The 22,945-nt window shown below is 72.3% G+C and carries 22 protein-coding genes and 1 pseudogene; 11 read left to right on the top strand and 12 right to left on the bottom strand.

Annotated features, from left to right (window positions below; translation table 11 throughout):
- Positions 1-37 precede the first annotated feature (37 nt).
- Positions 38-667, top strand: coding sequence for a DedA family protein (locus tag ACFC8N_RS12545; RefSeq protein WP_356023896.1), 630 nt, complete (start codon positions 38-40; stop codon positions 665-667).
- A 7-nt stretch (positions 668-674) separates the two neighbouring features.
- On the opposite strand, the gene ACFC8N_RS12540 is transcribed toward ACFC8N_RS12545, so the two are convergent.
- The 4 genes from ACFC8N_RS12540 to ACFC8N_RS12525 all read right to left on the bottom strand — a co-directional run bounded on the left by ACFC8N_RS12540 (position 675) and on the right by ACFC8N_RS12525 (position 5,005).
- Entirely contained in the window at positions 675-1,244 is a 570-nt protein-coding gene (locus ACFC8N_RS12540) for a cysteine hydrolase family protein (RefSeq protein WP_376288075.1), read from the bottom strand.
- Positions 1,220-2,875: an MFS transporter gene (locus ACFC8N_RS12535; RefSeq protein ID WP_376288292.1), complete on the bottom strand. Its 1,656-nt coding sequence runs from the start codon at positions 2,873-2,875 to the stop codon at positions 1,220-1,222. The genes ACFC8N_RS12540 and ACFC8N_RS12535 overlap by 25 nt, the downstream gene beginning before the upstream one ends.
- A gap of 158 nt (positions 2,876-3,033) precedes the next feature.
- Positions 3,034-3,456 carry a MarR family transcriptional regulator gene (locus tag ACFC8N_RS12530; protein ID WP_362822138.1) on the bottom strand — a complete coding sequence of 141 codons (423 nt, stop codon included), beginning with the start codon at positions 3,454-3,456 and terminating at the stop codon, positions 3,034-3,036.
- A gap of 52 nt (positions 3,457-3,508) precedes the next feature.
- Positions 3,509-5,005, bottom strand: a complete 1,497-nt coding sequence (locus ACFC8N_RS12525) for an MFS transporter (RefSeq protein ID WP_376288074.1) — start codon at positions 5,003-5,005, stop codon at positions 3,509-3,511.
- A 212-nt stretch (positions 5,006-5,217) separates the two neighbouring features.
- Between ACFC8N_RS12525 and ACFC8N_RS12520 the strand changes: the two genes are divergently transcribed.
- Both ACFC8N_RS12520 and ACFC8N_RS12515 read left to right on the top strand, forming a co-directional pair.
- The gene (locus ACFC8N_RS12520) at positions 5,218-5,589 is read left to right on the top strand and encodes a YciI family protein (protein ID WP_356023888.1); all 372 of its coding nucleotides are present in this window, start codon (positions 5,218-5,220) and stop codon (positions 5,587-5,589) included.
- A complete protein-coding gene (locus ACFC8N_RS12515; RefSeq protein WP_356023886.1) occupies positions 5,586-6,818 on the top strand; it encodes a DUF6596 domain-containing protein in 1,233 nt (410 codons plus the stop codon). The genes ACFC8N_RS12520 and ACFC8N_RS12515 overlap by 4 nt, the downstream gene beginning before the upstream one ends.
- Positions 6,819-6,870: 52 nt before the next feature.
- On the opposite strand, the gene ACFC8N_RS12510 is transcribed toward ACFC8N_RS12515, so the two are convergent.
- Together ACFC8N_RS12510 and ACFC8N_RS12505 are read right to left on the bottom strand one after the other, a co-directional pair.
- Positions 6,871-7,884, bottom strand: a complete 1,014-nt coding sequence (locus ACFC8N_RS12510) for an MASE1 domain-containing protein (protein WP_356023884.1) — start codon at positions 7,882-7,884, stop codon at positions 6,871-6,873.
- A 160-nt stretch (positions 7,885-8,044) separates the two neighbouring features.
- Positions 8,045-8,875: a PP2C family protein-serine/threonine phosphatase gene (locus tag ACFC8N_RS12505; protein WP_356023882.1), complete on the bottom strand. Its 831-nt coding sequence runs from the start codon at positions 8,873-8,875 to the stop codon at positions 8,045-8,047.
- Positions 8,876-9,211: 336 nt separating this feature from the next.
- On the opposite strand from ACFC8N_RS12505, the gene ACFC8N_RS12500 reads away from it, so the two are divergent.
- The 3 genes from ACFC8N_RS12500 to ACFC8N_RS12490 all read left to right on the top strand — a co-directional run bounded on the left by ACFC8N_RS12500 (position 9,212) and on the right by ACFC8N_RS12490 (position 10,787).
- Entirely contained in the window at positions 9,212-9,526 is a 315-nt protein-coding gene (locus ACFC8N_RS12500) for a hypothetical protein (RefSeq protein ID WP_356023880.1), read from the top strand.
- Between the two features lie 275 nt (positions 9,527-9,801).
- Positions 9,802-10,308: an MFS transporter gene (locus ACFC8N_RS12495; RefSeq protein ID WP_362822134.1), complete on the top strand. Its 507-nt coding sequence runs from the start codon at positions 9,802-9,804 to the stop codon at positions 10,306-10,308.
- Entirely contained in the window at positions 10,209-10,787 is a 579-nt protein-coding gene (locus tag ACFC8N_RS12490; protein WP_376288291.1) for a hypothetical protein, read from the top strand. Before ACFC8N_RS12495 ends, ACFC8N_RS12490 begins: the two co-directional genes overlap by 100 nt.
- Before the next feature lie 176 nt (positions 10,788-10,963).
- On the opposite strand, the gene ACFC8N_RS12485 is transcribed toward ACFC8N_RS12490, so the two are convergent.
- Positions 10,964-12,187, bottom strand: a complete 1,224-nt coding sequence (locus ACFC8N_RS12485) for a glycosyltransferase family 39 protein (RefSeq protein ID WP_356023876.1) — start codon at positions 12,185-12,187, stop codon at positions 10,964-10,966.
- Between the two features lie 219 nt (positions 12,188-12,406).
- Between ACFC8N_RS12485 and ACFC8N_RS12480 the strand changes: the two genes are divergently transcribed.
- Positions 12,407-13,852, top strand: coding sequence for a glyceraldehyde-3-phosphate dehydrogenase (locus ACFC8N_RS12480; RefSeq protein ID WP_356023874.1), 1,446 nt, complete (start codon positions 12,407-12,409; stop codon positions 13,850-13,852).
- 85 nt (positions 13,853-13,937) lie between these two features.
- Here the strand turns inward: ACFC8N_RS12480 and ACFC8N_RS12475 are convergent, their stop codons facing one another.
- The 3 genes and pseudogenes from ACFC8N_RS12475 to ACFC8N_RS12465 all read right to left on the bottom strand — a co-directional run.
- A complete protein-coding gene (locus ACFC8N_RS12475) occupies positions 13,938-15,896 on the bottom strand; it encodes a collagenase (RefSeq protein WP_376288073.1) in 1,959 nt (652 codons plus the stop codon).
- 147 nt (positions 15,897-16,043) lie between these two features.
- Positions 16,044-16,997, bottom strand: coding sequence for a LysR family transcriptional regulator (locus ACFC8N_RS12470; RefSeq protein ID WP_356023870.1), 954 nt, complete (start codon positions 16,995-16,997; stop codon positions 16,044-16,046).
- Positions 16,998-17,159: 162 nt separating this feature from the next.
- Positions 17,160-18,224 (bottom strand): annotated as a pseudogene (locus ACFC8N_RS12465) (His/Gly/Thr/Pro-type tRNA ligase C-terminal domain-containing protein); the annotation flags it as partial.
- 2 nt (positions 18,225-18,226) lie between these two features.
- On the opposite strand from ACFC8N_RS12465, the gene ACFC8N_RS12460 reads away from it, so the two are divergent.
- The 3 genes from ACFC8N_RS12460 to ACFC8N_RS12450 all read left to right on the top strand — a co-directional run bounded on the left by ACFC8N_RS12460 (position 18,227) and on the right by ACFC8N_RS12450 (position 20,492).
- On the top strand, positions 18,227-18,568 hold the full coding sequence (locus ACFC8N_RS12460; RefSeq protein ID WP_376288290.1) for a substrate-binding domain-containing protein: 342 nt from the start codon (positions 18,227-18,229) through the stop codon (positions 18,566-18,568).
- Between the two features lie 126 nt (positions 18,569-18,694).
- Positions 18,695-19,264: a WHG domain-containing protein gene (locus tag ACFC8N_RS12455; RefSeq protein WP_356023866.1), complete on the top strand. Its 570-nt coding sequence runs from the start codon at positions 18,695-18,697 to the stop codon at positions 19,262-19,264.
- Positions 19,265-19,325: 61 nt separating this feature from the next.
- Positions 19,326-20,492 carry a GDSL-type esterase/lipase family protein gene (locus ACFC8N_RS12450; protein ID WP_376288072.1) on the top strand — a complete coding sequence of 389 codons (1,167 nt, stop codon included), beginning with the start codon at positions 19,326-19,328 and terminating at the stop codon, positions 20,490-20,492.
- Between the two features lie 55 nt (positions 20,493-20,547).
- Here the strand turns inward: ACFC8N_RS12450 and ACFC8N_RS12445 are convergent, their stop codons facing one another.
- Both ACFC8N_RS12445 and ACFC8N_RS12440 read right to left on the bottom strand, forming a co-directional pair.
- Positions 20,548-21,294, bottom strand: coding sequence for a class F sortase (locus tag ACFC8N_RS12445; RefSeq protein ID WP_376288071.1), 747 nt, complete (start codon positions 21,292-21,294; stop codon positions 20,548-20,550).
- A gap of 166 nt (positions 21,295-21,460) precedes the next feature.
- Complete coding sequence (locus ACFC8N_RS12440; protein ID WP_356023860.1) at positions 21,461-21,583, bottom strand: hypothetical protein; 123 nt, start codon at positions 21,581-21,583, stop codon at positions 21,461-21,463.
- On the opposite strand from ACFC8N_RS12440, the gene ACFC8N_RS12435 reads away from it, so the two are divergent.
- A complete protein-coding gene (locus ACFC8N_RS12435) occupies positions 21,578-22,648 on the top strand; it encodes a hypothetical protein (RefSeq protein WP_376288070.1) in 1,071 nt (356 codons plus the stop codon). The genes ACFC8N_RS12440 and ACFC8N_RS12435 overlap by 6 nt on opposite strands.
- The last annotated feature ends 297 nt before the right edge of the window (positions 22,649-22,945 follow it).

The following is a 22,945-nucleotide window of genomic DNA, read 5'->3' as shown; positions in this document are numbered from 1 at the left end:
AGCCCGGGGGCGGGACGGCCGGACGTACCGTGGTGTCATGTCCGCCCCTCCGCTCCCGGGCCCGCTGGCCCATCTGGCGCCGCTGCTCGAACACTACGGCTACTGGGCGGTCGGGGCGGTGGTCCTGGTCGAGGACTTCGGGGTGCCCGCGCCCGGCGAGACGATGCTGCTGGCGGCGGGGGTGTACGCGGGCGCGGGGCGGCTGAACGTCGTGGCGGTCGCGGTCATCGCCTTCGTCGCGGCCCTCGTCGGGGACAACATCGGCTATCTGATCGGCCGGGTCGGCGGGCGGGCGTTCGTGCACCGGTGGGGGAAGTACGTCTTCCTGACGCCGGAGCGGTTCGCCGCCGCCGAGGAGTTCTTCGCCCGGCACGGCGGCAAGATCGTGACCGTGGCCCGGTTCATCGAGGGGCTGCGCCAGGCCAACGGCATCATCGCGGGCACCACCGGCATGCCCTGGCCGCGCTTCCTCGCCTTCAACGCGCTCGGCGCGGCGCTGTGGGTCGGTCTGTGGACGACCCTCGCCTATCTGGCGGGCAGTCACATCACCACCATCTACGCCGAGGTCAACCGCTATCTGCTCTACGTCGTCGGCGCCGCCGCCGTCGTCCTCGCGGCCCTCGTCGTGCGCCATGTCGTACGCAGGCGGCGCGCGAAGACGGCGTAGCGCGGCCTCAACCGCCGTCTCCGGCAAGGCCCTTGGTCCAGTCCGCGACGGACAGCACGTCCGCCTGGCGGGGGAAGACCTTCTCGGTGAGGACGCGGTGGACCTCCGGGTCCGCGTCGAGGCAGGCGTCGGCGAGGACGGTGAGGCGGAAGTCGAGGTCGGCGGCCTGGCGCAGGGTGGACAGGACGACGCCGCTGGTGGCGATGCCGGTGAGCACCAGATGCTCGATGCCGGCCGACCGCAGGACGAGGTCGAGGTCGCTGCCCGCGAACGCGCTCACCCGGCGCTTGGTGACGATCACGTCCTCGGGGCGCGGTGCGACGTCCGGGTGGATCTCGGCGCCGGGGTCGCCCGTGACGAGTCGGCCGGAGCCCGCGACGGCGCTGAACGACTTGTTGCGCGGGCTGACTTCGGGGTGGCCCGGCCGGAAGCCGACCACCACGTGGATCACCGGCAGCTCGGCCGCGCGGGCGGCGGCGACGGCCTCGCCGAGGCGGCCGAGGCAGTCGCCGGAGGTGTCGAAACGGCCGAGGACGGAGCGCTGGACGTCCATCACGAGGAGCGCGCTGTGCGGCACGAGGACTGTCCTTTCGTGTCGTGCCCGGTCGGGGTGTCGTCGTCGGCACGCTGGTGGCCGCCGCGCAGCGCGGAGGCGAGTGCGGAGACCAGGGCCATGCCGGTGGCGACGCCGAAGACGACGGCCAGGCCGTGGTGGAAGGGGCCGGAGACCAGCTCCGGGAAGAAGGTGTGGCCGGTCAGGGTGGCGCGCTGGGCCGCGGTCAGCTGGTCCAGGGTGCCGCCGGAGCCGAGCAGATGGCCGATGGGGTTGTTGCCCAGGAAGGTGGCGAACAGGGTGCTGACCGGCGGCAGCGAGGCCACCTCGTGGGCGGTGCCGGCCGGGACGCCGTGGGCCTGGAGCCCGGCGGCGAGCGTCTTCGGCAGGGTGCCGGCGAGCCCGGACACCATGAGCGAGAAGAAGACGCCGATGGACAGGGCCGTGCCCGAGTTCTGGAAGGTGGAGCGCATTCCGGAGGCCACGCCCCGGTAGCGGGCCGGCACGCTGCCCATGATGGAGGAGGTGTTGGGCGCGGAGAACATGCCCTGGCCCAGCCCGTTGAGCAGGAGCAGCGTCGCGAAGACGCCGTAGTCGAAGTCCACCGGCAGGGCGAGCAGACCGAGGAAGGACGCGGCGACGACGAGCAGCCCTGCGGTGGAGAACAGCCGGGCGCCGAACCGGTCGGACAGATAGCCGGAGACCGGCCCGGCGATCAGGAAGCCGAGGGTGAGCGGGAGCATGAAGATGCCGGCCCACAGCGGGGTGTCCTCGAAGGCGTAGCCGTGCAGCGGCAGCCAGATGCCCTGGAGCCAGATGATCAGCATGAACTGGAGTCCGCCGCGGGCGATCGCGGTCAGCAGGGCGGCCAGGTTGCCCGCCGCGAACGCGCGCACCCTGAACAGCGACAGGCGGAACATCGGCTCGGGGACACGGGTCTCGACGTAGGCGAACACCAGCAGCAGGAAGAGGCCGCCGAACAGGCCGCTCAGGACCCAGGGGTTGGTCCAGCCGGTGGAGTGGCCGGCGTAGGGCTGGATGCCGTAGGTGATGCCGGCGAGCAGGATGCCCGCGCCGCAGGCGAAAGTGATGTTGCCGAGCCAGTCGACCCGGCCGCGGCCGCCGACGGAGGTCTCGCGCAGGCTCAGGTACGACCAGATCGTGCCGGTGATGCTCACCGGGACGCTCACCCAGAACACCGCTCGCCAGTCGACCGCGGCCAGCAGGCCGCCGGCGAGCAGGCCGAGGAACTGTCCGGCGAGCGCGGTGATCTGGTTGATGCCGAGGGCCATGCCGCGCTGCCGGGCCGGGAAGGCGTCGGTGAGGATCGCGGCCGAGTTGGCGGTGAGCATGGATCCGCCGAAGGCCTGCACGATGCGCCACAGGATGAGCCACAGCGCGCCCGCACCGGCCCGGAACGGGTCGAGGGACAGCGCGACGGAGGCGCACGCGAAGACCAGGAAGCCGAGGTTGTAGATGCGGACCCGGCCGAACATGTCGCCGAGCCGGCCGAGGACGACGACCAGGACGGCCGAGACCAGCAGATAGCCGAGGATCATCCACAGCAGATAGCCGATGTTCCCGGCCGCGAGCGGGTCGAGCCCGATCCCGCGGAAGATCGCAGGCAGCGAGATGATCACGATGGAGGCGTCCATCGTGGCGATCAGTACGCCGAGCGTGGTGTTGGAGAGGGCGACCCACTTGTAGCCGGGGCCCGGGGGTGTGTCCCGCAGCCGCGCGGAACGCGCGAGCAGCCGGCCGCGTATGCCGCCGCCGTCGCCGGTCGCGCCCGCCGCCGCGGGCCGGGCGCCGCTCACAGTCGTTCCGCCAGTCGGTCGAGCAGGGGCAGGACGTCCTGGAGGGCCTGCCGTTCCTGCGGGGTGAACTCGTCGAGTGCGTGGGCGAGCCGGGTCACGGACTCGGAGCGGCGCTGCTCCAGCATGGTCCGGCCCTCGTCGGTGACGGAGACGATGGCCCGGCGCCCGTCCGCCGTGTCGGGCGCGCGGCTGACGAGCCCGCGCTGTTCGAGCCCGGCGAGTGTGGCCGCCATGGCCTGCGGCCGGACCCGCTCCAGTTCGGCGAGCGAGCCCGGCGAGTCCGGACCGGTCCGGGCGAGCCGGGCCAGCACCGAGACTCCTGACAGCGACACGTCCCCGACCGCGTGCGCCTGCCGCAGCCGCCGGACGGTGCGCCCCATGGCCAGCCGGAGCCCGGCGGCGAGTGCAACCGTATCCATGCTGCTAACGATAGGTTTATCAGTCTGGACTGTTCAACCAAGCGTAAGTAATTCACCCGGAGGCCGGCACCTGCTCGCGGGGAGTCGTGGTCGCGGCGGGGCCGGATGCCGGGCGCAGGGTGAGGGTCAGTACGGCGAGGGCGGCGAAGATGACGGCGGCGGCGACACCGATGGTGTGCAGGCTCGCGGTGAACGCCTCCCGCGCGGTGTGCAGCAGTTCCGCGCCCCGGTCGGCCGGAAGACGCCGGCTCGCCACGACCGCGCCGGCCGGCGAGTCGGACGTGCCATGGGTGCGGTCGCGGTAGACCGCCGCGGCCAGCACACCGAGCAGCGCGAAGCCGAGCGAGCCGCCGAAGTAGTTGCCGGTCTCCGACATCGACGCCGCCGAGCCGGCCCGCTCCGGCGGCACGGACCCGACGACCAGTCCGGTGCCGAGCGCGAACAGCGGGCCGGTGCCGAGGGCCAGCACGGCGATCCCGGTCATGACCAGCGGCAGGGCGAGCGACCCGTGGACGCCGATCAGCAGCAGACTTCCCAGCGCCGATGCCGCGAGCCCGCCCGCGATCGCGGTCGTCTGTTCCATCCGCCGGGCGAGCAGGGGCGCGGTCAGGGTACCGACCGCCACGCCCAGCCCCATGGGCGCGAACAGCACCGCCGACGCGAGCGGCGAGTGTCCCAGCACGCTCTGCAGGTACTGCGTCACCACCAGACCGGTGCCCGCCATGGCGACACCGGCGAGGACCAGCGCGACGAGGACCGCCGTGAACGGCCGGCTGCGCAGCAGCCGCAGGTCCAGCAGCGGCTCCGGCAGCCGCAGTTGACGGCGGACGAACAGCGCTCCCACGGCCGCTCCCACGACGAGGGCCGCCGCCGGGACGGCCGACGCGTGCTGGAGGCTCAGCTGCTTGATGCCGTAGACCAGCAGCAGCACGGACACGAGCGACAGCCCGACGCTCGCCGGATCCGGCCGCCCGGCCCGGTCGCCACGGGACTCCGGCAGCAGCAGCGGACCGGCGAGCAGCAGCACGGCCATCGCCGGTACGGCGGCGAGGAACACCGAGCCCCACCAGAAGTGCTGGAGCAGGAGGCCGGCCAGCACCGGTCCGAGCGCACCGCCGGTGAACTGGCAGCTCGCCCAGATCGCGATGGCCTGCCCGCGCTGCCGTTCGTCGCGGAACATGGTGGTGATCAGGGCGAGGGTGGACGGCGCCAGCGTCGCTCCGGCGACGCCCAGCAGCGCGCGCACGACGATCAGCATCAGCGGGCCGACCGCGCACGCGGCGGCGACCGACAGCGCCGCGAAGGCCGCCGCGCCGGTCAGGAGCAGTCGCCGGCGCCCGATCCGGTCGCCGAGCGTGCCCATCGTGATGACGAGGCCCGCCACCATGAGCCCGTAACTGTCGCTGATCCAGAGCTGCTCGATGTTGTCGGCGCCCAGGTCGGCGCTCAGTCGTGGCAGCGCGAGCAGCAGCGCCGTCATGTCCATCGCGACGACCGAAGTCGGCAGCATGAGGACGGCCAGTCCCAGCCATGCCCGGTTGACCCGCATCTCGGATCCTCCTTGTTCTGTCGATGTCCCGCCGGTCGGTCGGAGCGGGCGGCGGCTTCTTGACACGGGTGCGGAGGGGAATTTCCGTGGCGGGGGAAAACTCGTGGGAATCTTCGGGCGAGGGATGTCAAGAAGTCGACGGCGGCTCCGACCAACCCGTCGAAGGGCCCCGACCGGGGCTCGCGCAGCACGAGGAGCACGAGGAGCACACGATGAAGTTCGTGATCAGCCTGCACATCAACCCGGCCGTGATGGACGCGCTGACCGACGAGGAGAAGGCGGCGATCGGCGCGGGCCACACCAGGTTCATCCAGGAGCTGAAGGAGTCCGGCGAACTGCTGGCCACGCAGGCGCTGGTCGACCCGTCGCAGGCCGTCGTGGTGTCCGTGCGGGAGGGCCAGCCGGTGGTGACCGACGGGCCCTTCCTGGAGGCCAAGGAGTTCCTGGGCGGCTTCTACCTGATCGACTGCGAGGACAAGGAGCGGGCGATCGAGCTGGCGGCGCGGATCCCGGACACCCGGATCGCGGGTCTGGGGGTCGAGGTGCGGCAGGTGATGTTCTACGAGGGACAATTGGAGGCATGACAGCACCGGCCATCGAGGACCTGCTGCGTGACCTCACCCCGCGGGTCCTCGGTGCGCTGGTGCGCCGGTACGGCCGGTTCGAGGGATGCGAGGACGCCGTACAGGAAGCCGTCCTCGCCGCCTCCGTGCAGTGGCCGGCCGAGGGAGTGCCGGACAACCCGCGCGGCTGGCTCACGACGGTCGCGTCCCGGCGGCTCGTCGACCAGCTGCGCAGCGACCACGCGCGCCGTGAACGGGAGTCGGCGCGGGCCGCCGAGGCGGCCCCGGCGGACGTGCCGGACACCGACGACACGCTCGTCCTGCTGTTCCTGTGCTGTCATCCGACCCTGACCGCGGCCTCCCAGACCGCGCTGACGCTGCGCGCGGTCGGCGGCCTGACCACGGCCGAGATCGCGCGCGCGTTCCTGGTGCCGGAGGCCACGATGGCGGCCCGGATCAGCCGGGCCAAGCAGCGCATCCGGGCCGCCGGCAGCTCCTTCGCCCTGCCCGAGGGCGCGGAGCGCGAGGAGCGGCTGCGGGTCGTGCTGCACGTGCTCTACCTGATCTTCAACGAGGGGTACACCGCTTCCTCGGGCAGCGAACTGGTCCGTGCCGATCTCGCCCGCGAGGCGATCCGGCTGGCCAGGACGGTGCACGCGCAACTGCCCGAGGACGGTGAGGTGACCGGGCTGCTCGCGCTCATGCTGCTCACCCATGCCCGCCGCGAGGCACGGACGACACCGTCCGGCGACCTGGTGCCGCTGGCCGAACAGGACCGCAAGCGGTGGGACGGCGCGCTGATCGACGAGGGCCTGGACCTGGTGAAGGCGGCGTTGGCCGGCCCGGACCTGGGGCCGTACCAGCTCCAGGCCGCGATCGCCGCCACGCACGCCGACGCGGCCACCGCCGAGGAGACCGACTGGGTGCAGGTGCACGCCCTGTATCTGATCCTGGAGCGGATCGCGCCCAACCCGATGGTCACCCTGAACCGCGCGATCGCACTCGCCGAGACCGAGGGACCGCAGGCCGGGCTGGACCTGCTGTCCGGCCTGGACGGTGACGGGCGGATGGCCGGGCATCACCGGCTGCTGTCCGTACGGGCACATCTGCTGGAGCGGACGGGCGACACGGCCGGGGCGTACGAGCACTACCGCCGCGCCGCGAAGGCCACGGCGAGCCTCGCCGAGCAGCGCTATCTGGAGTCCCGGGCGAACAGGGTCGCCGCCCGCCCCGAACCCCCGGTGGCCTGAACCGGCCGGTGCCGGGCGACAGAGCCGGCCGACCGGGCGCGGGCTCGGGTCCTCACGGGGAACCCGGGCGCCGCGGTCCTTCGTCCCGGCCCTCGGCCTTCGAGGGCGGCAGACGTGGTGGGGCCTCGCCCGCGGTGAGGTGTTCGAGGACCTCGACCAGCTCCTGACAGGCCTTCTCCACCGACTGGCGGGTGTTGTGCTGCTCTGTGATCACGGCGGACAGCAGCAGCGCGGTCAGGGCCATCGAGCCGTTGAACGCCTGGAGCTTCGCCATGACCTCGATGCGGCTCAGCCCGGTGAAGGCACCGACGTCGTCGGTCGCGGCGACGGTGGCCAGCACGGAGGTCAGCAACGCGCACAGCGCGCTGCCCACGAGCTGGAAGCGCAGGGCCGCCCAGATCAGCAGCGGGTAGACGAGGAAGAGCAGGCTGAGCGAGCTGTAGACGGAGACCGGCACCAGCACGCAGGCGACGACCGTCAGCGCGACCGCCTCCTTCCAGCGGGTCAGCGGCGGCGGCCAGCGGGCACCGTGCAGCAACAGCAGCAGCGGGGTGACGATGAGGACGCCCATCGCGTCGCCCACCCACCAGGCCAGCCAGACCGGCGGGAAGCTCGACGCGGCCAGCCGGTCCGTGACGACGAGGAGCCCGACGCCCACGGTCGAGCTGATCAGCATGGCGCCGAGCGCGCCGAGGAACACCAGAGCGAGTCCGTCGCGCAGCCGGCCGAGATCGGTGTGGAAGCGGGCCCGGCGCAGCAGCAGCGCCGCGCACACCGGCGCGCCGGTCTGGCCGGCGAGGGTGCCCAGCACGTCGAGGCGGGGGGTGGTGATCGACATGACGACGAAGAGGGCGCCGATCGTGATGCCGGGCCAGCAGCGCATCCCGAGGATCAGCAGGGCGGCGACGGCGACGCCGCTGGCGGGATAGATGGGAGTGACGACGGCGCCCTCGACGGCCAGCTCACGGAGGAGTCCGAGCCGGCCGGCACCGAAGTAGCAGGCCGCGACGGCCAGTACCTGGACGGCAGGGCCGACCGAGCGGCGCTGAACCTCGTTACCCACCACACCAGCAATCTCACACCGCCGCCCCCGCCGGGGCGAGGCGAGAGCCCACGCCGTCCAGCCCTATGGCGTAACCGGACCGTACGGCCGGAAGCGGGCCCGCCCGGGTCGACGGCGGGCGAGCGGGGGTGGAGGAGGGGCGGTCGGGGCGGGGGCGGGGCGGTCACATGTGGACGCAGGGGCCGTCCAGGCCGACGACGAGGACGGCGGCGTCGTCCTCGTGGCCGACGCTCTCGGCGCCCTTGATCACGGCGGCGGCCAGCGCGTGTGCCTCCAGGCTCGCGACGGCGGCGATGCCGGCGAGGCGGACGACCTGATCGAGCCCGTCCTCGATGGTCAGCGACGGGCCCTCCACCACGCCGTCGGTGACCAGGACGAAGACGCCGCCCGTGGTCAGCCGGTGCCGGGTCACCGGGTACTCCATGCCCGTCTCGATGCCGAGCGGCGGCCCTCCCTCGTCGTCGACGACGCCGGACTTGCCGTCCGCCGTGGCCCACACGAAGGGGATGTGGCCGGCGCGGGCGCTCTCCAGTACGCCGGTGGTGAGGTTGAGGCGCATGAAGGTGCAGGTGGCGAAGAGGTCGCTGCCCAGGGAGAGCAACAGCTCGTTGGTGCGGGCGAGGAGTTCGCCCGGGTCGCTGGTGACGGAGGCCAGGGCGCGCAGTCCGGCCCGGACCTGGCCCATGAACGCGGCGGCCTCGATGTTGTGCCCCTGCACGTCGCCGATGGACAGCCCGATCCGGCCGTCGGGCAGGGCGAAGGCGTCGTACCAGTCGCCGCCCACGTTGAGACCGAGGTTGGCCGGCGTGTAGCGCACGGCGAGGTGCAGGCCGGGGGCGGCGGGCAGATCCCGTGGGAGCATGCCGCGCTGGAGCGCGATGGCCAGCTCGACCTGGCTGCGCTGCAGCTCCGCGCGCTCGCGTGCCTGGGCGGTGAGCGAGCCGAGTCGGGCCAGCAGCTCGTCGCCTTCGTCCGTGGAGCGCTTGCGGGGCATTGATCACTTCCGGCGATGCGGTGACCTTCGAAGGCCGACCGCCTGAATTTTCATCAAATGCCTAGATTTTACCTATATCTCGTGATCGTGCTCTCGGACAGAGCCTCCGATGCGGGTCAACGTCCGGATCCGCGCCGTCCCCCGGTCGATGGATGTGCCCGTGTCGGGCCACCGGGCGCGCCGGACCGGAGTGGGAGATTACGGCTGCGGACCGGGGCCGCCCCGCCACTCACTCTCCCCCGACTCTCCGACTCCCGTCTCCCTTTTCCCTGTTCCCGCGTTCCCCCTTTCATCCCTTTTTCATCCCGATATCGCGCTCCACGGAGGAACCTCACCATGCGCCTGTGCCGTCCGCTCGTCGCCGTTCTCGGCGGACTCGCCCTCGCCCTGACCACCACCGGCTCCGCTCTCGCCGCGGACAGCACGTTCCTGTGGACCGGCCCCCAGGGCAAGCTGTACGCCATCGACAACCCGCCGGCGCGCAAGTGCCTCAACATGGCCCAGGAGGCGCGCGGCGCCCGCAATGCCACGAAGAAGCCCCTGGTCGTCTACACGCAGAAGAAGTGCAAGGGGACGGCGACGCGGCTCGCCCCCGGCAAGTCGGCGCCCAGCGGCGCGCGTTTCGCCAGCATCGTGTTCGACCCGCGCTGACCGGCACAGACACCGGCACCGCACACCGAACACGGGTGGCACGCGTCCGCGCCTGGGCGTTGGCGTGCCACCCGTGTCCAGTCCCGAGACATCCAGGCGCTGGCCACCGGCCGTCCCGTGGCGTTCTCGTCGTTCCCTCTCCGCCCTCACACCCCGCAGGCCTCGTCCGTCCGGGTCGTGAGGGCCATGAGGCGTACGCCCTCACCGGATCGCCGTTCCGCACGCGGCCGGCTGCCGGTCCCCGCCGCGGGCACGCATGATCGGGGGGGGCACCGTTGACGGCGCTGCTCGGCCGACGCCGCTCCGCGCGGCGGACCCTGCTGGTGTTCCTGGGGGTGTTCCTGCTCGCCCACGCGGTCGGGGCCCTCACCTCCGGCCTCGCCGTCCTGCTGGCCACGTGGGTCCTCGCGGCCCTGGCCGACGCCGGTTTCCTGGCCGTAGGGCTGACCGCCGCGACGGAGATGGTCGCGGCCGACGCCAAGGGCCGGGCCACCTCGATCCTGCTCGGCGGGACCGCGCTCGCCTGCGTGGTGTGCGTGCCCGCCGGTGCCGCGCTCGGCCGGCTGCCGGGCTGGCGTTCGGCGTTCCGGGAGGACGCCCCGCTGTCCGCGCCGACGCTCGCCGCGATCGCCCGGTCGCTGCCGGGCGGCCGGAGCGGCCCTGCACCGGGGCCCGCGCGGAGCTGCGGGCGCTGCGCCGGCCCCGGCTGCTGCCGGCCCTGGGCCTCGGCGCGCTGGTCGACGGCGCCACCTTCTGCACCTTCACCTACCTCGCACCGCTGACCACGGAGGTGACCGGACTCGCTGCCGGGTGGGTGCCGGGCATGCCGGCGCTGTTCGGGGCCGGCGCATTCGCCGGGGTGACGTCGGCGGGCCGGCCGGCGGACCGGCGGCCGCTGCCGGTGCTGCGGGCGGGCGGGGCCGCGCTGCTCGTCGGCTGGGTGCTGCCGGCCCTGGCCGCCGGGCACACGACGGCGACCGTCCTGCTCGTCCCGCTGCTGGGACTGCTGGCGTTCGGCGTCGGTTCGACGCTGATCACCCGGGTGCTGTACGAGGCCGCGGACGCCCCGTCCCTCGGGACCGCGTTCGCGACGTCGGCGCTGAACGCCGGCGCCGCCCTCGGCCCGGTGCCGGGCGGGGCGGCGATCGACCGCGGTCTCGGCTTCCGCGCCCCGGTCTGGGTCAGCGGCCTGCTGGCGACGCCCGCGCTCGCCGCACTGACCATGACCGCACGCGACGGCCGAGACCGGCGACCCGCGTGACGCCGGGCGCGGCCGTCCGGCGATGGCCGGCGGCCCACGGCACGGAGTGCTGAGCCACCCCCGTCAGAAAGGCGAGCGCCCCGCACGTCACGTCCGCACTCGCCACGCCGGCCATGGCCGCACGCGGCGGGCGGGAACGGCCGCTGGGACGGTCGGCGCGGCCGTCCTGTGGTGGCTCACAGCGGGGAGCGGGCCACCGCTGTCAGGAAGGCGCCGAACAGCAGGGACACGATGGTGAGGGCGCCGTAGACGATCACTGCGTGGGCCGGGCGGACCCGCCAGGTCCGGGTCAGGGCGCGGGCCATGGGGATGAGCAGCGGGAAGGCCGGGAGCAGGAACCGCGGCTTGGAGGAGAAGGAGCCGGATGCGGCGACCACGAGCAGGACCAGCACCCCCGAGAAGACCACCAGCGCCAGTGGGGCGCGCTCCAGGCACAGCAGCGCGAACAGCAGGACGCTCGCCGCGACGATCACCAGGGCCATCGGGTAGACGGCTCCCCCGCCGTGCAGCAGCATCGCCTTGACGAACTTGGCCGAGCCGATGCCGAAGTCGAACTTCGAGTCCCAGGCGCTCTGCACCTTGAAGTAGCCGCCGAGCAGGTTTCCGGTCTGGCTGCCCACCCACAGCACGTAGCCGAGCCAGCCCACCGGAGCGAGTACGGCGCCGGCCCACAGGCTCACCGGGACCCGGCCGCGCCGGCGCCATGCCTCATGGGCGGCGGCGAGGCAGACGGCCAGCGCGATCGCGAAGCCGCTGGGCCGGGCCAGACCCGCGAGCGCGGCCAGCGTTCCGGCCCACAGCCAGTTGCGCTTGAGCACGTGGTACAGGGACCAGATGGCCAGCGCGGCGAACAGGGACTCGGTGTAGGCGATGGTCAGCTCGACGGCGTGCGGCATCACGGCCCACAGGGCGACCAGTGCGGTGGCGACGCCGCGCCCGTAGAGCATGTGGCCGATGGCGTAGACGCCGTACGCCGCCACGCCCGCGCAGATCCAGGAGATGAGCAGCGCGGCCTGGCCGGGGGTCAGCGGCAGGACGGTGGTCAGCGCCCTGATCATGCCGGGATACAGGGGGAAGAACGCCCAGTCGGCCTGGACGGCGCCCTGCGGGGTGATCCAGATCTTGTGGCCGTAGCCCTGGGCGGCGATGTGCAGATACCAGCGGGAGTCCCAGGAGTGGGCGAGGGTTTTGAGGAGTGGATGGCCCCGCAGGGCGTTGGTGAGGATCACTGTGAGGACCCCGGCGAACCGGACGGCCACGAACAGCGCGAGGGCAGGCAGCACGCCCTCGGGAGTTCCCCGCCGCGCGATCCTCGGCAGGGCCGGCAGCACCGACAGACGGGCGGGTGGGGACGGGGCGGCCGACTCGGGCCGGGGTACAGAAGAGGTACTCACGCTCATGACCTTGAACACGCCTGGTAAGACGTGCAATCCGCGACCCGGGTTTCTTACACACTTCCACCCTGATTCAGGAAATTGCCCCTTCTCGCCGAATCCGGACAAACCATACTGATCAATCGCTGACCGATCATCGATCGGCCGCCGATCGAAGGCGCCCGAAGGCGTTGAAACAACGTGTGGTAAACATATGAGCGCTGCCTAGCTCGAAAGATGGATGTTGTGACTGTCAACGACGACTCGTTCACCAACTGGAAGATCCGCGAGGAGATCGCGGAGTCGATGATCCCGCTCATCGGGAAGCTGCACCGCGAGCGGGACGTGACCGTCCTGCTGCACAGCCGCTCCCTGGTGAACAAGTCGGTGGTCAGCATCCTCAAGACGCACCGCTTCGCCCGGCAGATCGCCGGCGCGGAGCTGTCGGTCACCGAGACCATGCCGTTCCTTCAGGCCCTGACCGAGCTCGACCTCGGGCCCTCCCAGATCGACCTCGGTCTGCTGGCCGCCACGTACAAGGCCGACGACCGGGGCCTCAGTGTCGCCGAGTTCACCGCCGAGGCCGTCGCCGGTGCCACCGGCGGCAACAAGATCGAGCGCCGCGAGGCACGGGACGTCGTCCTGTACGGCTTCGGCCGCATCGGCCGGCTCGTCGCACGCCTGCTGATCGAGAAGGCCGGTTCGGGCAACGGTCTGATGCTGCGCGCCATCGTCGTGCGCGGCGGCGGCGCCGAGGACATCGTCAAGCGCGCCTCGCTGCTGCGCCGCGACTCCATCCACGGCCAGTTCCAGGGCACCATCACCGTGGACGAGGACACCAGCACGATCGTGGCCAACGGCAACGCGATCAAGGTGATCTACGCCGACGACCCGACGGCCGTCGACTACACCGAGTACGGCATCCGGGACGCCATCCTCATCGACAACACCGGCAAGTGGCGCGACCGCGAGGGCCTGTCCAAGCACCTGCGCCCCGGCATCGACAAGGTCGTCCTGACCGCGCCGGGCAAGGGCGACGTCCCGAACATCGTGCACGGCGTCAACCACGACACGGTCAAGCCGGACGAGCAGATCCTGTCCTGCGCCTCCTGCACCACCAACGCGATCGTCCCGCCGCTGAAGGCGATGGACGACGAGTACGGCGTGCTGCGCGGGCACGTGGAGACCGTCCACTCGTTCACGAACGACCAGAACCTGCTGGACAACTACCACAAGGCCGAGCGCCGTGGCCGCTCCGCGCCGCTCAACATGGTGATCACCGAGACCGGTGCCGCCTCCGCCGTCGCCAAGGCGCTGCCCGACCTCAAGGCGAAGATCAGCGGCAGCTCGATCCGTGTGCCGGTGCCGGACGTCTCGATCGCGATCCTCAACCTCCAGCTGGCCCGCGAGACCACCCCCGAGGAGGTCCACGACTACCTGCGCGAGGTCTCGCTGACCTCGCCGCTGCGCCGCCAGATCGACTTCACCACGGCGCCCGACGCGGTCTCCAGCGACTTCATCGGCTCGCGCCACGCCTCGATCGTGGACGGCGGCGCCCTCAAGGTCGACGGCGACAACGCGATCCTCTACCTCTGGTACGACAACGAGTTCGGCTACTCCTGCCAGGTCGTCCGCGTCGTCCAGCACGTCTCCGGCGTCGAGTACCCGACGTTCCCGGCCACGGCGGTCTGACCGCCGACGGGACGGCGCGCGTACGGCGGAGGCCGCCGGCCGGGATTCCGGTCGGCGGCCTCCGCCGCGCCGAGGGCACGTGCGCTCAGGCCCCGGTCCCGGCCTTCGCCGAGGCGGCGCAGGCTCCCGCCGCGCACGCCGTGAGCCACTGGTCGAAGTCGGCGTCGTACCGTGTACCGATGCCGTCGTGGTAGACGGCGTAACCGCCCGCGTAGTCACCGGCGCGGAAGCGCGCGAGCATCTGCTGGACGTCGTCGGGGTGGCGCTCCGCCATGTAGCGCACGGCGAGATAGCCCCAGGGGTAGGTGCGGGTCGTGTCGCTGTTGGCGTAGGTGTTCTCGAAGAGAGTGCTCAGCTTGTACGTGTGCCTGGCCGCCTCCTGGATCGCCTGGTCGTCGGCGAGACCCCGGTAGCCGTAGGAGACGTACTCGGCGAGACCCTCGATCCACCACACGTCGGGCACGGACGTCTGCTGCGTGAAGTCGCCCTTCATGTCGTCGCGGGCGTCGAGGAAGTGCGTGTACTCGTGGTTGAGGTTCCAGATCCGGGCCGTGAAGCCGTCGTCGGAGTCCTTCTGGTACATGATCGACGTGGGCTGGTTGGCCGGGTCGGACGGGTCGCCGTCCAGCGTGATGCCGCCGTTGTCGGTGCTGACGCCGTAGATCGCACCGGCGTACGTCTGGTAGTCGGCGCGGCTCGCGAAGACCACGAGCTGGATGGCGGAGACGTACTGGCCGGGTATGGCGCCGTCGGCCTTGACCAGGTTCCGGAAGTAGGCGTCCTGGTTCTGCACGCTCGCGCACACGGCGGCGAGGTCGTCCGCCGTCAGGGACTCGGCGCGGATCGTGTGGGCGGCGTCGCAGCGGTGGGTGACCGGCAGGGCGGCGGCGGTGAGCTTGGCGGGCAGGTCGCAGACGTCGTAGTAGGCGCAGTCGCCGCCGTCGTAGGCGTTCGCCTGCGTGGCCACCGCCACCCAGAGCCCGGCCGTCGGGCCGGTGATCTCCGACTCGTCCAGCAGATCCCTGGTCAACGGCCGTACGGTTGCCTGGAGTTCGGGGTGCTCCACATAACGGGCCAGGTTCATCCCGGCGTTGGAGTCCAGGAACGCGTTGTCGGTGCCGAGCAGGTCGGTGTGGTCCAGGGCGAAGTCGTGCAGGGTGCCGGCGATCGACGGGTCGGCGGTGACCGCCCGGACGTAGTCGGGGTTCCAGTTGCCGCGCCACAGCGGGGTGTAGACGTCGTTGACCGCCCTGACCATGCTGTCCACCGTGCCGTACGAGCTGTCGTAGTCCTCCAACAGCCTCTGGTAGACCGGGAGGTAGCGGCCCTGCTGGTCGGCGCTGTCGGTGAGGACGACGGTCTCGCCGAGGATGTCGCCGTTGGCCGCCGTGACGTCGTACGCGTGCCGGCGGGCGAAGAAGGCGTCCAGGCCGGCGGTGACGGCGGTGGTGAGCCGTGAGGTGTACGGGCCCGTGTCCGAGGCGTCGTTGAACTGTACGTAGTAGCCGGCGCGCAGGAACAGCACCAGCTGCTCCAGGCTGCCGGTGTTGTCGCCCCGGTACTGCGCGGCCGTGCGGGTGAACGCGGCCGCCACGGTGAGCATCTGGGACTCGCGGAAGACGGCGTGCGCGTCCTGGCCGGTGACCGCGAAGAGGGTGTTCACGCAGTCCGTCGTCGAGGCCTTCACGAAGGCGACGAGGGCGGCTCCGTCACGGCTGCCGAAGTCGCCCGGGGTGCAGGAGGCCGCCCCGGCGGTCGCTCTGGGTGCGCGGCTCAACAGGGGTTGTCGCGGGGGGAGTTGGACCGGGCTGAGCCGTCGGGTCGGGCTCGCCGGGCGTTCGGTGCCGGCGATGGTGGCGCCGACGGGCGAGGGTACGGAGGTGCGGGCGCGGGGCGTGACCGCCGTACCGGGGTGCGGCTGGGGCGCGGCCAGCGCCGGTGCGGTCAGCAGGCCAGCCACGGTGACACAGACGGCGGCGGCACCGGTCAGGCGTGCGACGGCACGCCCGTGCCCGCGTCCGGGCAGCGCGAAGCGATAGTGCATCGAGGTTCCTCCACGAAGTGGTGCGCCTCGGTGGGGGGTTGAGGCGTGTGAGGCACTGTGTCAGCGGGCCGGTGGAGCGACAATGCCGTGTGACATAGCACATGGCACCAGCCGCTCATAACATCGCGAGGCGCTTTTGACGTGCCGCTACGCCCCGGTGACGCTCCAGGTGCGCGAGGCCCAGGCCCGCAGGTGCGGTGCCTGGGCGACGAGGTCGCGGTAGGCGGCCGTGGCCGACTGGGCCAGCGCCTCCAGGACCTCGTCGGTGACGCTGTCGGGCCGCCAGGCGAGCACATAGCGGCACCACAGGGGCGAGCCGACGAGCGGCTTGACCACGACGTGCGGGCCCGGCCGCAGCGTCGGCTGCACCAGGGACACCCCGAGGCCGTCGGCGATCATGCTCTGGAGCTGGCTCTGGTCGCCGAGGAACTCGTGCACGGTGACCGGGGTGAATCCGGCTGCCGCGCAGGCGTCGTAGAACACCCCGGGCCAGCCGGCGCCGTCGTCCGGGGTCACGAACCACGCGTCCTCGGCCAGGTCCGCGAGCTGCACCTGGGCGCACTGGCGCAGCCGGTGCCGGGCGGGCAGGGCGACGAACGTGGGCTCGGTGACGATGCCGCGGTGCCGCACGGCGTCCGAGTGGCGCAGTTCCATGCCCGGGTAGTCGGCGGCTATCGCGGCGTCCACCGCGCCATCCTCCAGCAGCTCCACGATCCGTGAGGAGGCGTAGACGCTGTTCACCGCGAGGGACAGCCCGGGCAGCCGGGTGCGGACACGGGAGACCGTGCCCGACAGCATGGGCGAGTTGGTCGCGGCCATGCGCAGGGGAGGGCGTGGCCGCGCGGGGGTCGGACGGTGGCCGATCGCGTCGGCGCGGGCCAGCACGTCACGCGCCTGGGCCACCACCTCGGCGCCGTAGGAGGTCGGGCGCGCGCCGCTCGTGCCGCGGTCGAAGAGCGGCTCGCCGAAGTGGCGCTCGATGCGGCGCAGCTGGGTACTCACGGCGGGCTGCGAGTAGCCGAGCTGTGCCGCCGCGCGCCCCACACTGCCCGCGTCGGCAATCGCGCACAGCACCCGCAGATGCCGCAGCTCCAGCTCCATCTCGCCCCTCCTCGTGTCGGCCACACCGCCCCGGCTCACACCCGGCGGACGAAGCGTTCCATTGTGCCCTGCCGGGCACAAGCCGCAGGTCAGCCGACGTCGTGCCACGGCGTGCGAAGGGGGGAGACAGAGCCGGAGCGGCCGTCGGGGCGCCCGGCCGCCTCAGTACGCCCGGCCCACCACCGCGACGACCCCCGGCTCGTCCTCGCTCACCGGCACCGAACCGTCGGCCGCGACCAGGCACCGTACCGACACGCCCCGCTCGGCCAGCCGGGCCTCGCCGTCGGGGCCGAGCGCGGCCCAGGGGATGCGGGCCCAGCCCGTCCGCGCGGCCTCAGCGGCCTCCTCCGGCCCGGTCACCTCGGCCGTGCGGTCCGCACGGCGCCGGCGGGACTGCGCGAGCAGCAGCGCCTGGTCGTCCGCCAGCGCCCCGGGCAGCAGTGCGGGCAGCGCCGCGGCGGCGACCGGCTCCTTGGTGCCCGGGATGCAGCGGACCAGCATCGCGGTGCCGTTCCCCAGGTCGCGCGGGCCCACCTCGATCCGTACGGGGACGCCCTTCAGCTCCCAGTCGACCGCGCGCCGGCCGAACGGCACGTCCGTGCGGTCGTCCACGTGGACCCGTACGCCCGCCTCCGCCAGCCGGCCGCCGATCGCGCGGACCGCGGACAGCACCTCCTCGTCGCCCTTCACCGCCAGGACCACCGCCTGCACCGGGGCCGGCCGGGGCGGGACGCGCAGCCCGCCGTCGTCGCCGTGGGCCATCACCAGCGCGCCGATCATGCGGGTGGTGGAGCCCCAGGAGGTCTGCCAGACGTGTTCCTGCCGCCCGTCCTTCGTCACGTAGCGCGTGTGGAAGGCCTTGGCGAAGTTCTGGCCGAGCTCATGGCTGGTGACCATCTGGAGCGCCTTGCCGTCGCCCATCATGCTCTCCAGCGTGAGCGTGTTGATCGCGCCGGCGAACCGCTCCCGGGCCGTCTTGCGTCCGGAGACGAAGTCCATGGCGAGGACGTCGCGCAGGAAGTCGCCGTAGACCTCGCTCTGGACGCGTGCCGCGAAGTCCCGGGCCTCCTCGTACGTGGCGTGCGCGGTGTGGCCCTCCTGCCACAGGAACTCCGTCGTCCGCAGGAACAGGCGCGGGCGCAGCTCCCAACGGACCACGTTCGCCCACTGGTTGATGAGCAGGGGCAGATCGCGAGAGCTGTGCACCCACTTGCGTGCCGGCGCTGACCATGGCGGAGGGGGCCCGGCGGGCGCGGGCGATGGTGGCGGCCGGACTGGACTTCGACGGCGTGTTCTGTGTGACGGACACCGTGGCGATGGGGGTCCTGCGGGGGCTCGCGGACGCCGGGGTGCGGGTGCCGCAAGCCGTCAAGGTGATCGGTTTCGACAACGTCGACGAGAGCGCCTTCCTCGTCCCGTCGCTGTCCACGGTGGATCCGGATCACGACCTGATGGCAGAGCGGGCCGTCGCCCTGCTCGTCGCCCGGCTGGACAGCGCGGGGCCGCCCGCGGACCAGGAGGAGTTCGTGAGCCCCTTCTCGCTGGTGCCACGCGAGTCGACCGCCCCCTGACCCTGGTTCTCGCCCCACGCTTTCTCTGCTTTCTCTCCACCTCGACCGGGCTGCAGCAGCACACCCTCATTTGCCTTAAGCTTTTAGGCATGCTCATAATCAATTTCGGCAGAGAGGGGAAGGTTCATGGTTCGCGCAGGTCTGAGCACCGAGCGTCTGGTCCGTGCGGGCGCCGAGCTGGCCGACGAGGTCGGTTTCGAGCAGGTGACCGTGTCCGCGCTGGCCCGGCGGTTCGACGTCAAGGTCGCGAGCCTGTACTCGCACCTGAAGAGCTCCCAGGACCTCAAGACCCGGATCGCGCTGCTCGCCCTGGAGGAGCTGGCCGACCGCGCCGCCGAGGCGCTCGCCGGCCGGGCCGGCAAGGACGCCCTGGCCGCCTTCGCCGACGTGTACCGCGACTACGCCCGCGCACACCCGGGCCGCTACGCCGCGACCCGCCACCCGCTCGACGCCGAAGCCGCGGCGGCGAGCGCGGGCGGCCGGCACGCCCGGATGACCCGGGCGATCCTGCGGGGCTACGACCTGACCGAACCCGACGAGACACATGCGGTCCGCCTCCTCGGCAGCGTCTTCCACGGCTACGTCAGCCTGGAGCTGGCCGGCGGATTCAGTCACAGCGCCCCCGACTCGCAGGAGTCCTGGACGCGCATCCTGGACGCCCTCGACGCCCTGCTGCGCGACTGGCCCTCCCCCTGAATCCCCGACTCCCCGAACCCCACTTCAGCACGTCGACATCTTCGAAACGCAGGCCGACACCATGCACTCCATCCCGCTGACCCCCGAACTCCTGCGCGGCGCGCTGGACGTGGAACGCACCGCGCTCGGACTCCTGCCGCACCGGCTGCCCGCCCGCGCCCGCGCCCAGTGCGCCGACCCGCAGCTCGCCATGGTGGAGTCCCAGCCCTCCGGCGTACGACTGGCCCTGCGCACCCGCGCGACCGTCGTCGAGCTGGACACCCTGGCGACCAAGCGGGTCTACGTCGGCGCGCCGCCGCGCCCGGACGGCGTGTACGACCTGCTCGTCGACGGACGGCTCACCGGCAGCGCCCGGGTCGAGGGCGGCGACACGCTCACGATCGACATGACGACCGGCGACGTCGAGCACCGGCCGGGCCCGGTCGGCACCGTCCGCTTCACGGGCCTGCCCGACACGGTCAAGGACGTGGAGATCTGGCTGCCGCACAACGAGACGACCGAGCTCGTCGCGCTGCGGGCCGACGCGCCCGTCGAGCCGGTGCCGGACCGGGGCCGCGCGGTGTGGCTGCACCACGGCAGTTCGATCAGCCACGGCTCCGACGCCGCGAGCCCCACGACCACCTGGCCGGCACTCGCCGCGGCCCTCGGCGGGGTCGAGCTGATCAACCTGGGGCTCGGCGGCAGCGCCCTGCTCGACCCGTTCACCGCGCGCACGCTGCGCGACACCCCCGCCGACCTGATCAGCGTCAAGCTCGGCATCAACGTGGTGAACGCCGACCTGATGCGGCTGCGCGCGTTCGGCCCGGCCGTGCACGGCTTCCTCGACACCGTCCGCGAGGGCCACCCCGACACGCCGCTGCTCGTCGTCTCGCCCCTCCTGTGCCCGATCCACGAGGACACGCCAGGTCCCAGCGCCCCGGACTTCTCCGCCCTGAGCGAGGGCCGGCTGCGGTTCCGGGCCGTCGGGGACCCGGCGGAGACGGCGAGCGGAAAGCTCACGCTGAACGTCATCCGTACGGAGCTGGACCGGATCGTGCGCGAGCGCGCGGCCGAGGACCGGAACCTGCACTACCTGGACGGCCGTGACCTGTACGGCGAGGCCGACTTCGGCGAACTGCCGCTGCCCGACGACCTGCACCCGGACGCCGCCGCGCACCGCCGGATCGGCGAGCGCTTCGCGGCGCGGGCGTTCACGACGGGCGGCCCCTTCGGGGACGGCGCCCTCTGACCACACCGCCCGACCGTACGGGCCGCCCTCGTACGGGCCGCCCGTAGCGGACGCGTCACACCAGGTGGGCGAAGACCACCAGGTTGTCGGTGTAGTCCTTCGCCGCGTGGTCGTACGGCCCGGTGCAGGTGATGAGCCGGGCCTCGGCGCGCGGCACGTCGCCGTACACGCGCTCGCTGGGGAATTCGTTCTTGGCGAAGGTCTTGGCGTCGTCCACGACGAAGTCCGCGTCCTGTCCGTCGGCACGCTCCACGGTGAACTCGTCACCGGGCTCCAGTTCGTCGAGACCGGCGAAGACGGCCGGGGAGGTCGTGGTGTCGAGGTGCCCGGCGATGATCGCGGTGCCCCGCTCACCGGGCGCGACGCCCTTGGAGTACCAGCCGACCAGATTGGTGTCGTCGGCCGGCGGCGGCTGGAGCTTGCCGTCGGCGCCGATGGTCAGGGTGGTGAAGGGGGCGTCCACGTCGATCTTCGGGATGATCAGGCGGGTCGGTGCGGACCGGGGCAGTGACGGGCCGGTCGGCTGCGGACGGGGCCGCTGCGGATCGGCGGTCGCGGGGGCGTCCTTGCCGGTGGCCGAGGAGGCGCCACGGTCGGTGTTCGAGGAGTCGCCGCGGTCGGCGGTCGAGGAGGCGCCCGCGCCGGAGGCCCGGGAGGTCTGCGAGGAGTCACCGGTCTTGTGGTGGCCGCCGAACACGCTGGTGAAGAGGACGACGATCGCCACCAACCACAGCGTCAGCCGCCCACCACGACCGGAACCCCGCCCGTCCGCAGGTGACGGGGAGGAGGGATTTGCTGCCATCGGACACCACCTCGCTCGGATACGGCAGCACAGGAATCAGAACAAGGGCGCCGGTGCCGAAGCCCGGCGCACAGGGAGGGGACGCGGGGAACGTCCCCGGGCGGCGGGCCGCCGACGCGAGGGGAACGTCGGCGGCGGCCGCTGCCTCAGGAAACGAGCCGCCGGATCAGGACTCCTGACCGGCCTTCCTGCGGCGCACCACGTACATGGCGCCCGCGCCCAGGGCCAGTACGGCCAGACCACCCGCGGTCACGCTCGAATCGGCGAGCGCCCCGCCACCGGTGTGCATGCCACCACGCGGCTCCTCACCGCCCCGGTCACTGCCACCACGGTCGCTGCCACCCCGGTCGCTACCACCTCGGTCGCTGCCACCACGGTCACTGCCACCACGGTCGCTACTACCTCGGTCGCTACCACCTCGGTCGCTGCCACCACGGTCACTGCCACCACGGTCACTGCCACCACGGTCGCTACTACCTCGGTCGCTGCCACCTCGGTCGCTACTGCCTCGGTCGCTACTGCCTCGGTCGCTACCGCTCCGGTCACTGCTGCCACCGTCGTCGCCACCACGGTCCCCGCCCTGGTCGTCACTGGTCAGCATGGCCAGCGCGCCGCCACCGGTGTGCACGCCGCCGTGCGGCTCGCCGCGACCCCGGTCCTCACCACGGCCCCGGTCGTTCTCCCCGCCACGGTCGTTGCCGCCACGGCCCCGGTCGCCACCCTCGTCGCCACCACGGTCACGGTCGCCACCCTCGTCGCCACCACGGTCACGGTCCCCGCCCTGACCGTTACCGCTCACCATGGCCAGCGCACCGCCACCGGTGTGCACGCCGCCATGCGGCTCGCCGCGACCCCGGTCCTCACCACGGCCCCGGTCGTTCTCCCCGCCACGGTCGTTGCCACCGCGGCCCCGGTCGCCACCCTCGTCGCCACCACGGCCCCGGTCGCCACCCTCGTCGCCGCCACGGTCACCGCCGTGGCTGTCGCCGCGCACCAGGGCGAGTGCTCCGCCGCCCGTGTGAATTCCACCGTGCGGGTCGTCGTGTCCGCGACCGTTGTCGCGGTCGCCTCCGCGATCATTGTCGTGATCGCGGCCGTTGTCGTTGCCTCGGCCGTTGCCCCGGCCGTTGTCGCGGCCGTTGTCACGGCCTCGGTCGTCGCCGCGACCGTTGTCGCGGCTGTAGGAAGAGTCGTCGCGGCCACCGTCGTCGCCCAGGTGGGCGACCGCGAGAGCGGCGCCGGGCGTGGCGAAGGCGAGGGCGGCCGTGACGGCCGCCGTGGCCAGAAGCCTGCGGGCAGAACGCATAGCGATGTCCTTCCGTCGCGGCCAGGCAGCGGATACCTCATCAGCTGAACAGACCCGGCCTCGACATGAACCACCGTCAGCGAGGGCCCGGACTCGCACCATCTGAGCCGCCCAATGGAGTCATCGAGCCACCCGTCTGACCCAGCGATCACCTTCTTCGAGCGGCCGTCCGGGGGAATGCCACGGCGTGGCGCCACCACCGCGCGGCACTCCTCCCCTCCTGGTCCTGCGCGGCGCCCGCCGAATCTCCGTGGACTTCCCCGGACCCCTTGTTATGACTGTCGTCATAACGCAGGCTGGTGCCAACGGATGTGACAGGTGCGGCAGGTCGAGGCGGCGGGAGAC

The organism is Streptomyces sp. NPDC055966 (assembly GCF_042269865.1).
Classification (GTDB): domain Bacteria; phylum Actinomycetota; class Actinomycetes; order Streptomycetales; family Streptomycetaceae; genus Streptomyces.
Note: the sequence above shows the minus strand (reverse complement) of the source record. Positions and strands in the feature narration are given on the sequence as shown.

What these genes read in the sequence shown, in the direction of transcription:
- ACFC8N_RS12545 (WP_356023896.1), top strand. Translation starts at nt 38, where the DNA reads ATGTCCGCCCCTCCGCTCCCGGGCCCGCTGGCCCATCTGGCGCCGCTG.
- ACFC8N_RS12535 (WP_376288292.1), bottom strand. Translation starts at nt 2,875, where the DNA reads ATGGACGCCTCCATCGTGATCATCTCGCTGCCTGCGATCTTCCGCGGG.
- ACFC8N_RS12530 (WP_362822138.1), bottom strand. Translation starts at nt 3,456, where the DNA reads ATGGATACGGTTGCACTCGCCGCCGGGCTCCGGCTGGCCATGGGGCGC.
- ACFC8N_RS12525 (WP_376288074.1), bottom strand. Translation starts at nt 5,005, where the DNA reads ATGCGGGTCAACCGGGCATGGCTGGGACTGGCCGTCCTCATGCTGCCG.
- ACFC8N_RS12520 (WP_356023888.1), top strand. Translation starts at nt 5,218, where the DNA reads ATGAAGTTCGTGATCAGCCTGCACATCAACCCGGCCGTGATGGACGCG.
- ACFC8N_RS12515 (WP_356023886.1), top strand. Translation starts at nt 5,586, where the DNA reads ATGACAGCACCGGCCATCGAGGACCTGCTGCGTGACCTCACCCCGCGG.
- ACFC8N_RS12505 (WP_356023882.1), bottom strand. Translation starts at nt 8,875, where the DNA reads ATGCCCCGCAAGCGCTCCACGGACGAAGGCGACGAGCTGCTGGCCCGA.
- ACFC8N_RS12500 (WP_356023880.1), top strand. Translation starts at nt 9,212, where the DNA reads ATGCGCCTGTGCCGTCCGCTCGTCGCCGTTCTCGGCGGACTCGCCCTC.
- ACFC8N_RS12485 (WP_356023876.1), bottom strand. Translation starts at nt 12,187, where the DNA reads ATGAGCGTGAGTACCTCTTCTGTACCCCGGCCCGAGTCGGCCGCCCCG.
- ACFC8N_RS12475 (WP_376288073.1), bottom strand. Translation starts at nt 15,896, where the DNA reads ATGCACTATCGCTTCGCGCTGCCCGGACGCGGGCACGGGCGTGCCGTC.
- ACFC8N_RS12470 (WP_356023870.1), bottom strand. Translation starts at nt 16,997, where the DNA reads ATGGAGCTGGAGCTGCGGCATCTGCGGGTGCTGTGCGCGATTGCCGAC.
- ACFC8N_RS12460 (WP_376288290.1), top strand. Translation starts at nt 18,227, where the DNA reads ATGGCGGAGGGGGCCCGGCGGGCGCGGGCGATGGTGGCGGCCGGACTG.
- ACFC8N_RS12455 (WP_356023866.1), top strand. Translation starts at nt 18,695, where the DNA reads ATGGTTCGCGCAGGTCTGAGCACCGAGCGTCTGGTCCGTGCGGGCGCC.
- ACFC8N_RS12450 (WP_376288072.1), top strand. Translation starts at nt 19,326, where the DNA reads ATGCACTCCATCCCGCTGACCCCCGAACTCCTGCGCGGCGCGCTGGAC.
- ACFC8N_RS12445 (WP_376288071.1), bottom strand. Translation starts at nt 21,294, where the DNA reads ATGGCAGCAAATCCCTCCTCCCCGTCACCTGCGGACGGGCGGGGTTCC.
- ACFC8N_RS12440 (WP_356023860.1), bottom strand. Translation starts at nt 21,583, where the DNA reads ATGCACACCGGTGGCGGGGCGCTCGCCGATTCGAGCGTGACCGCGGGT.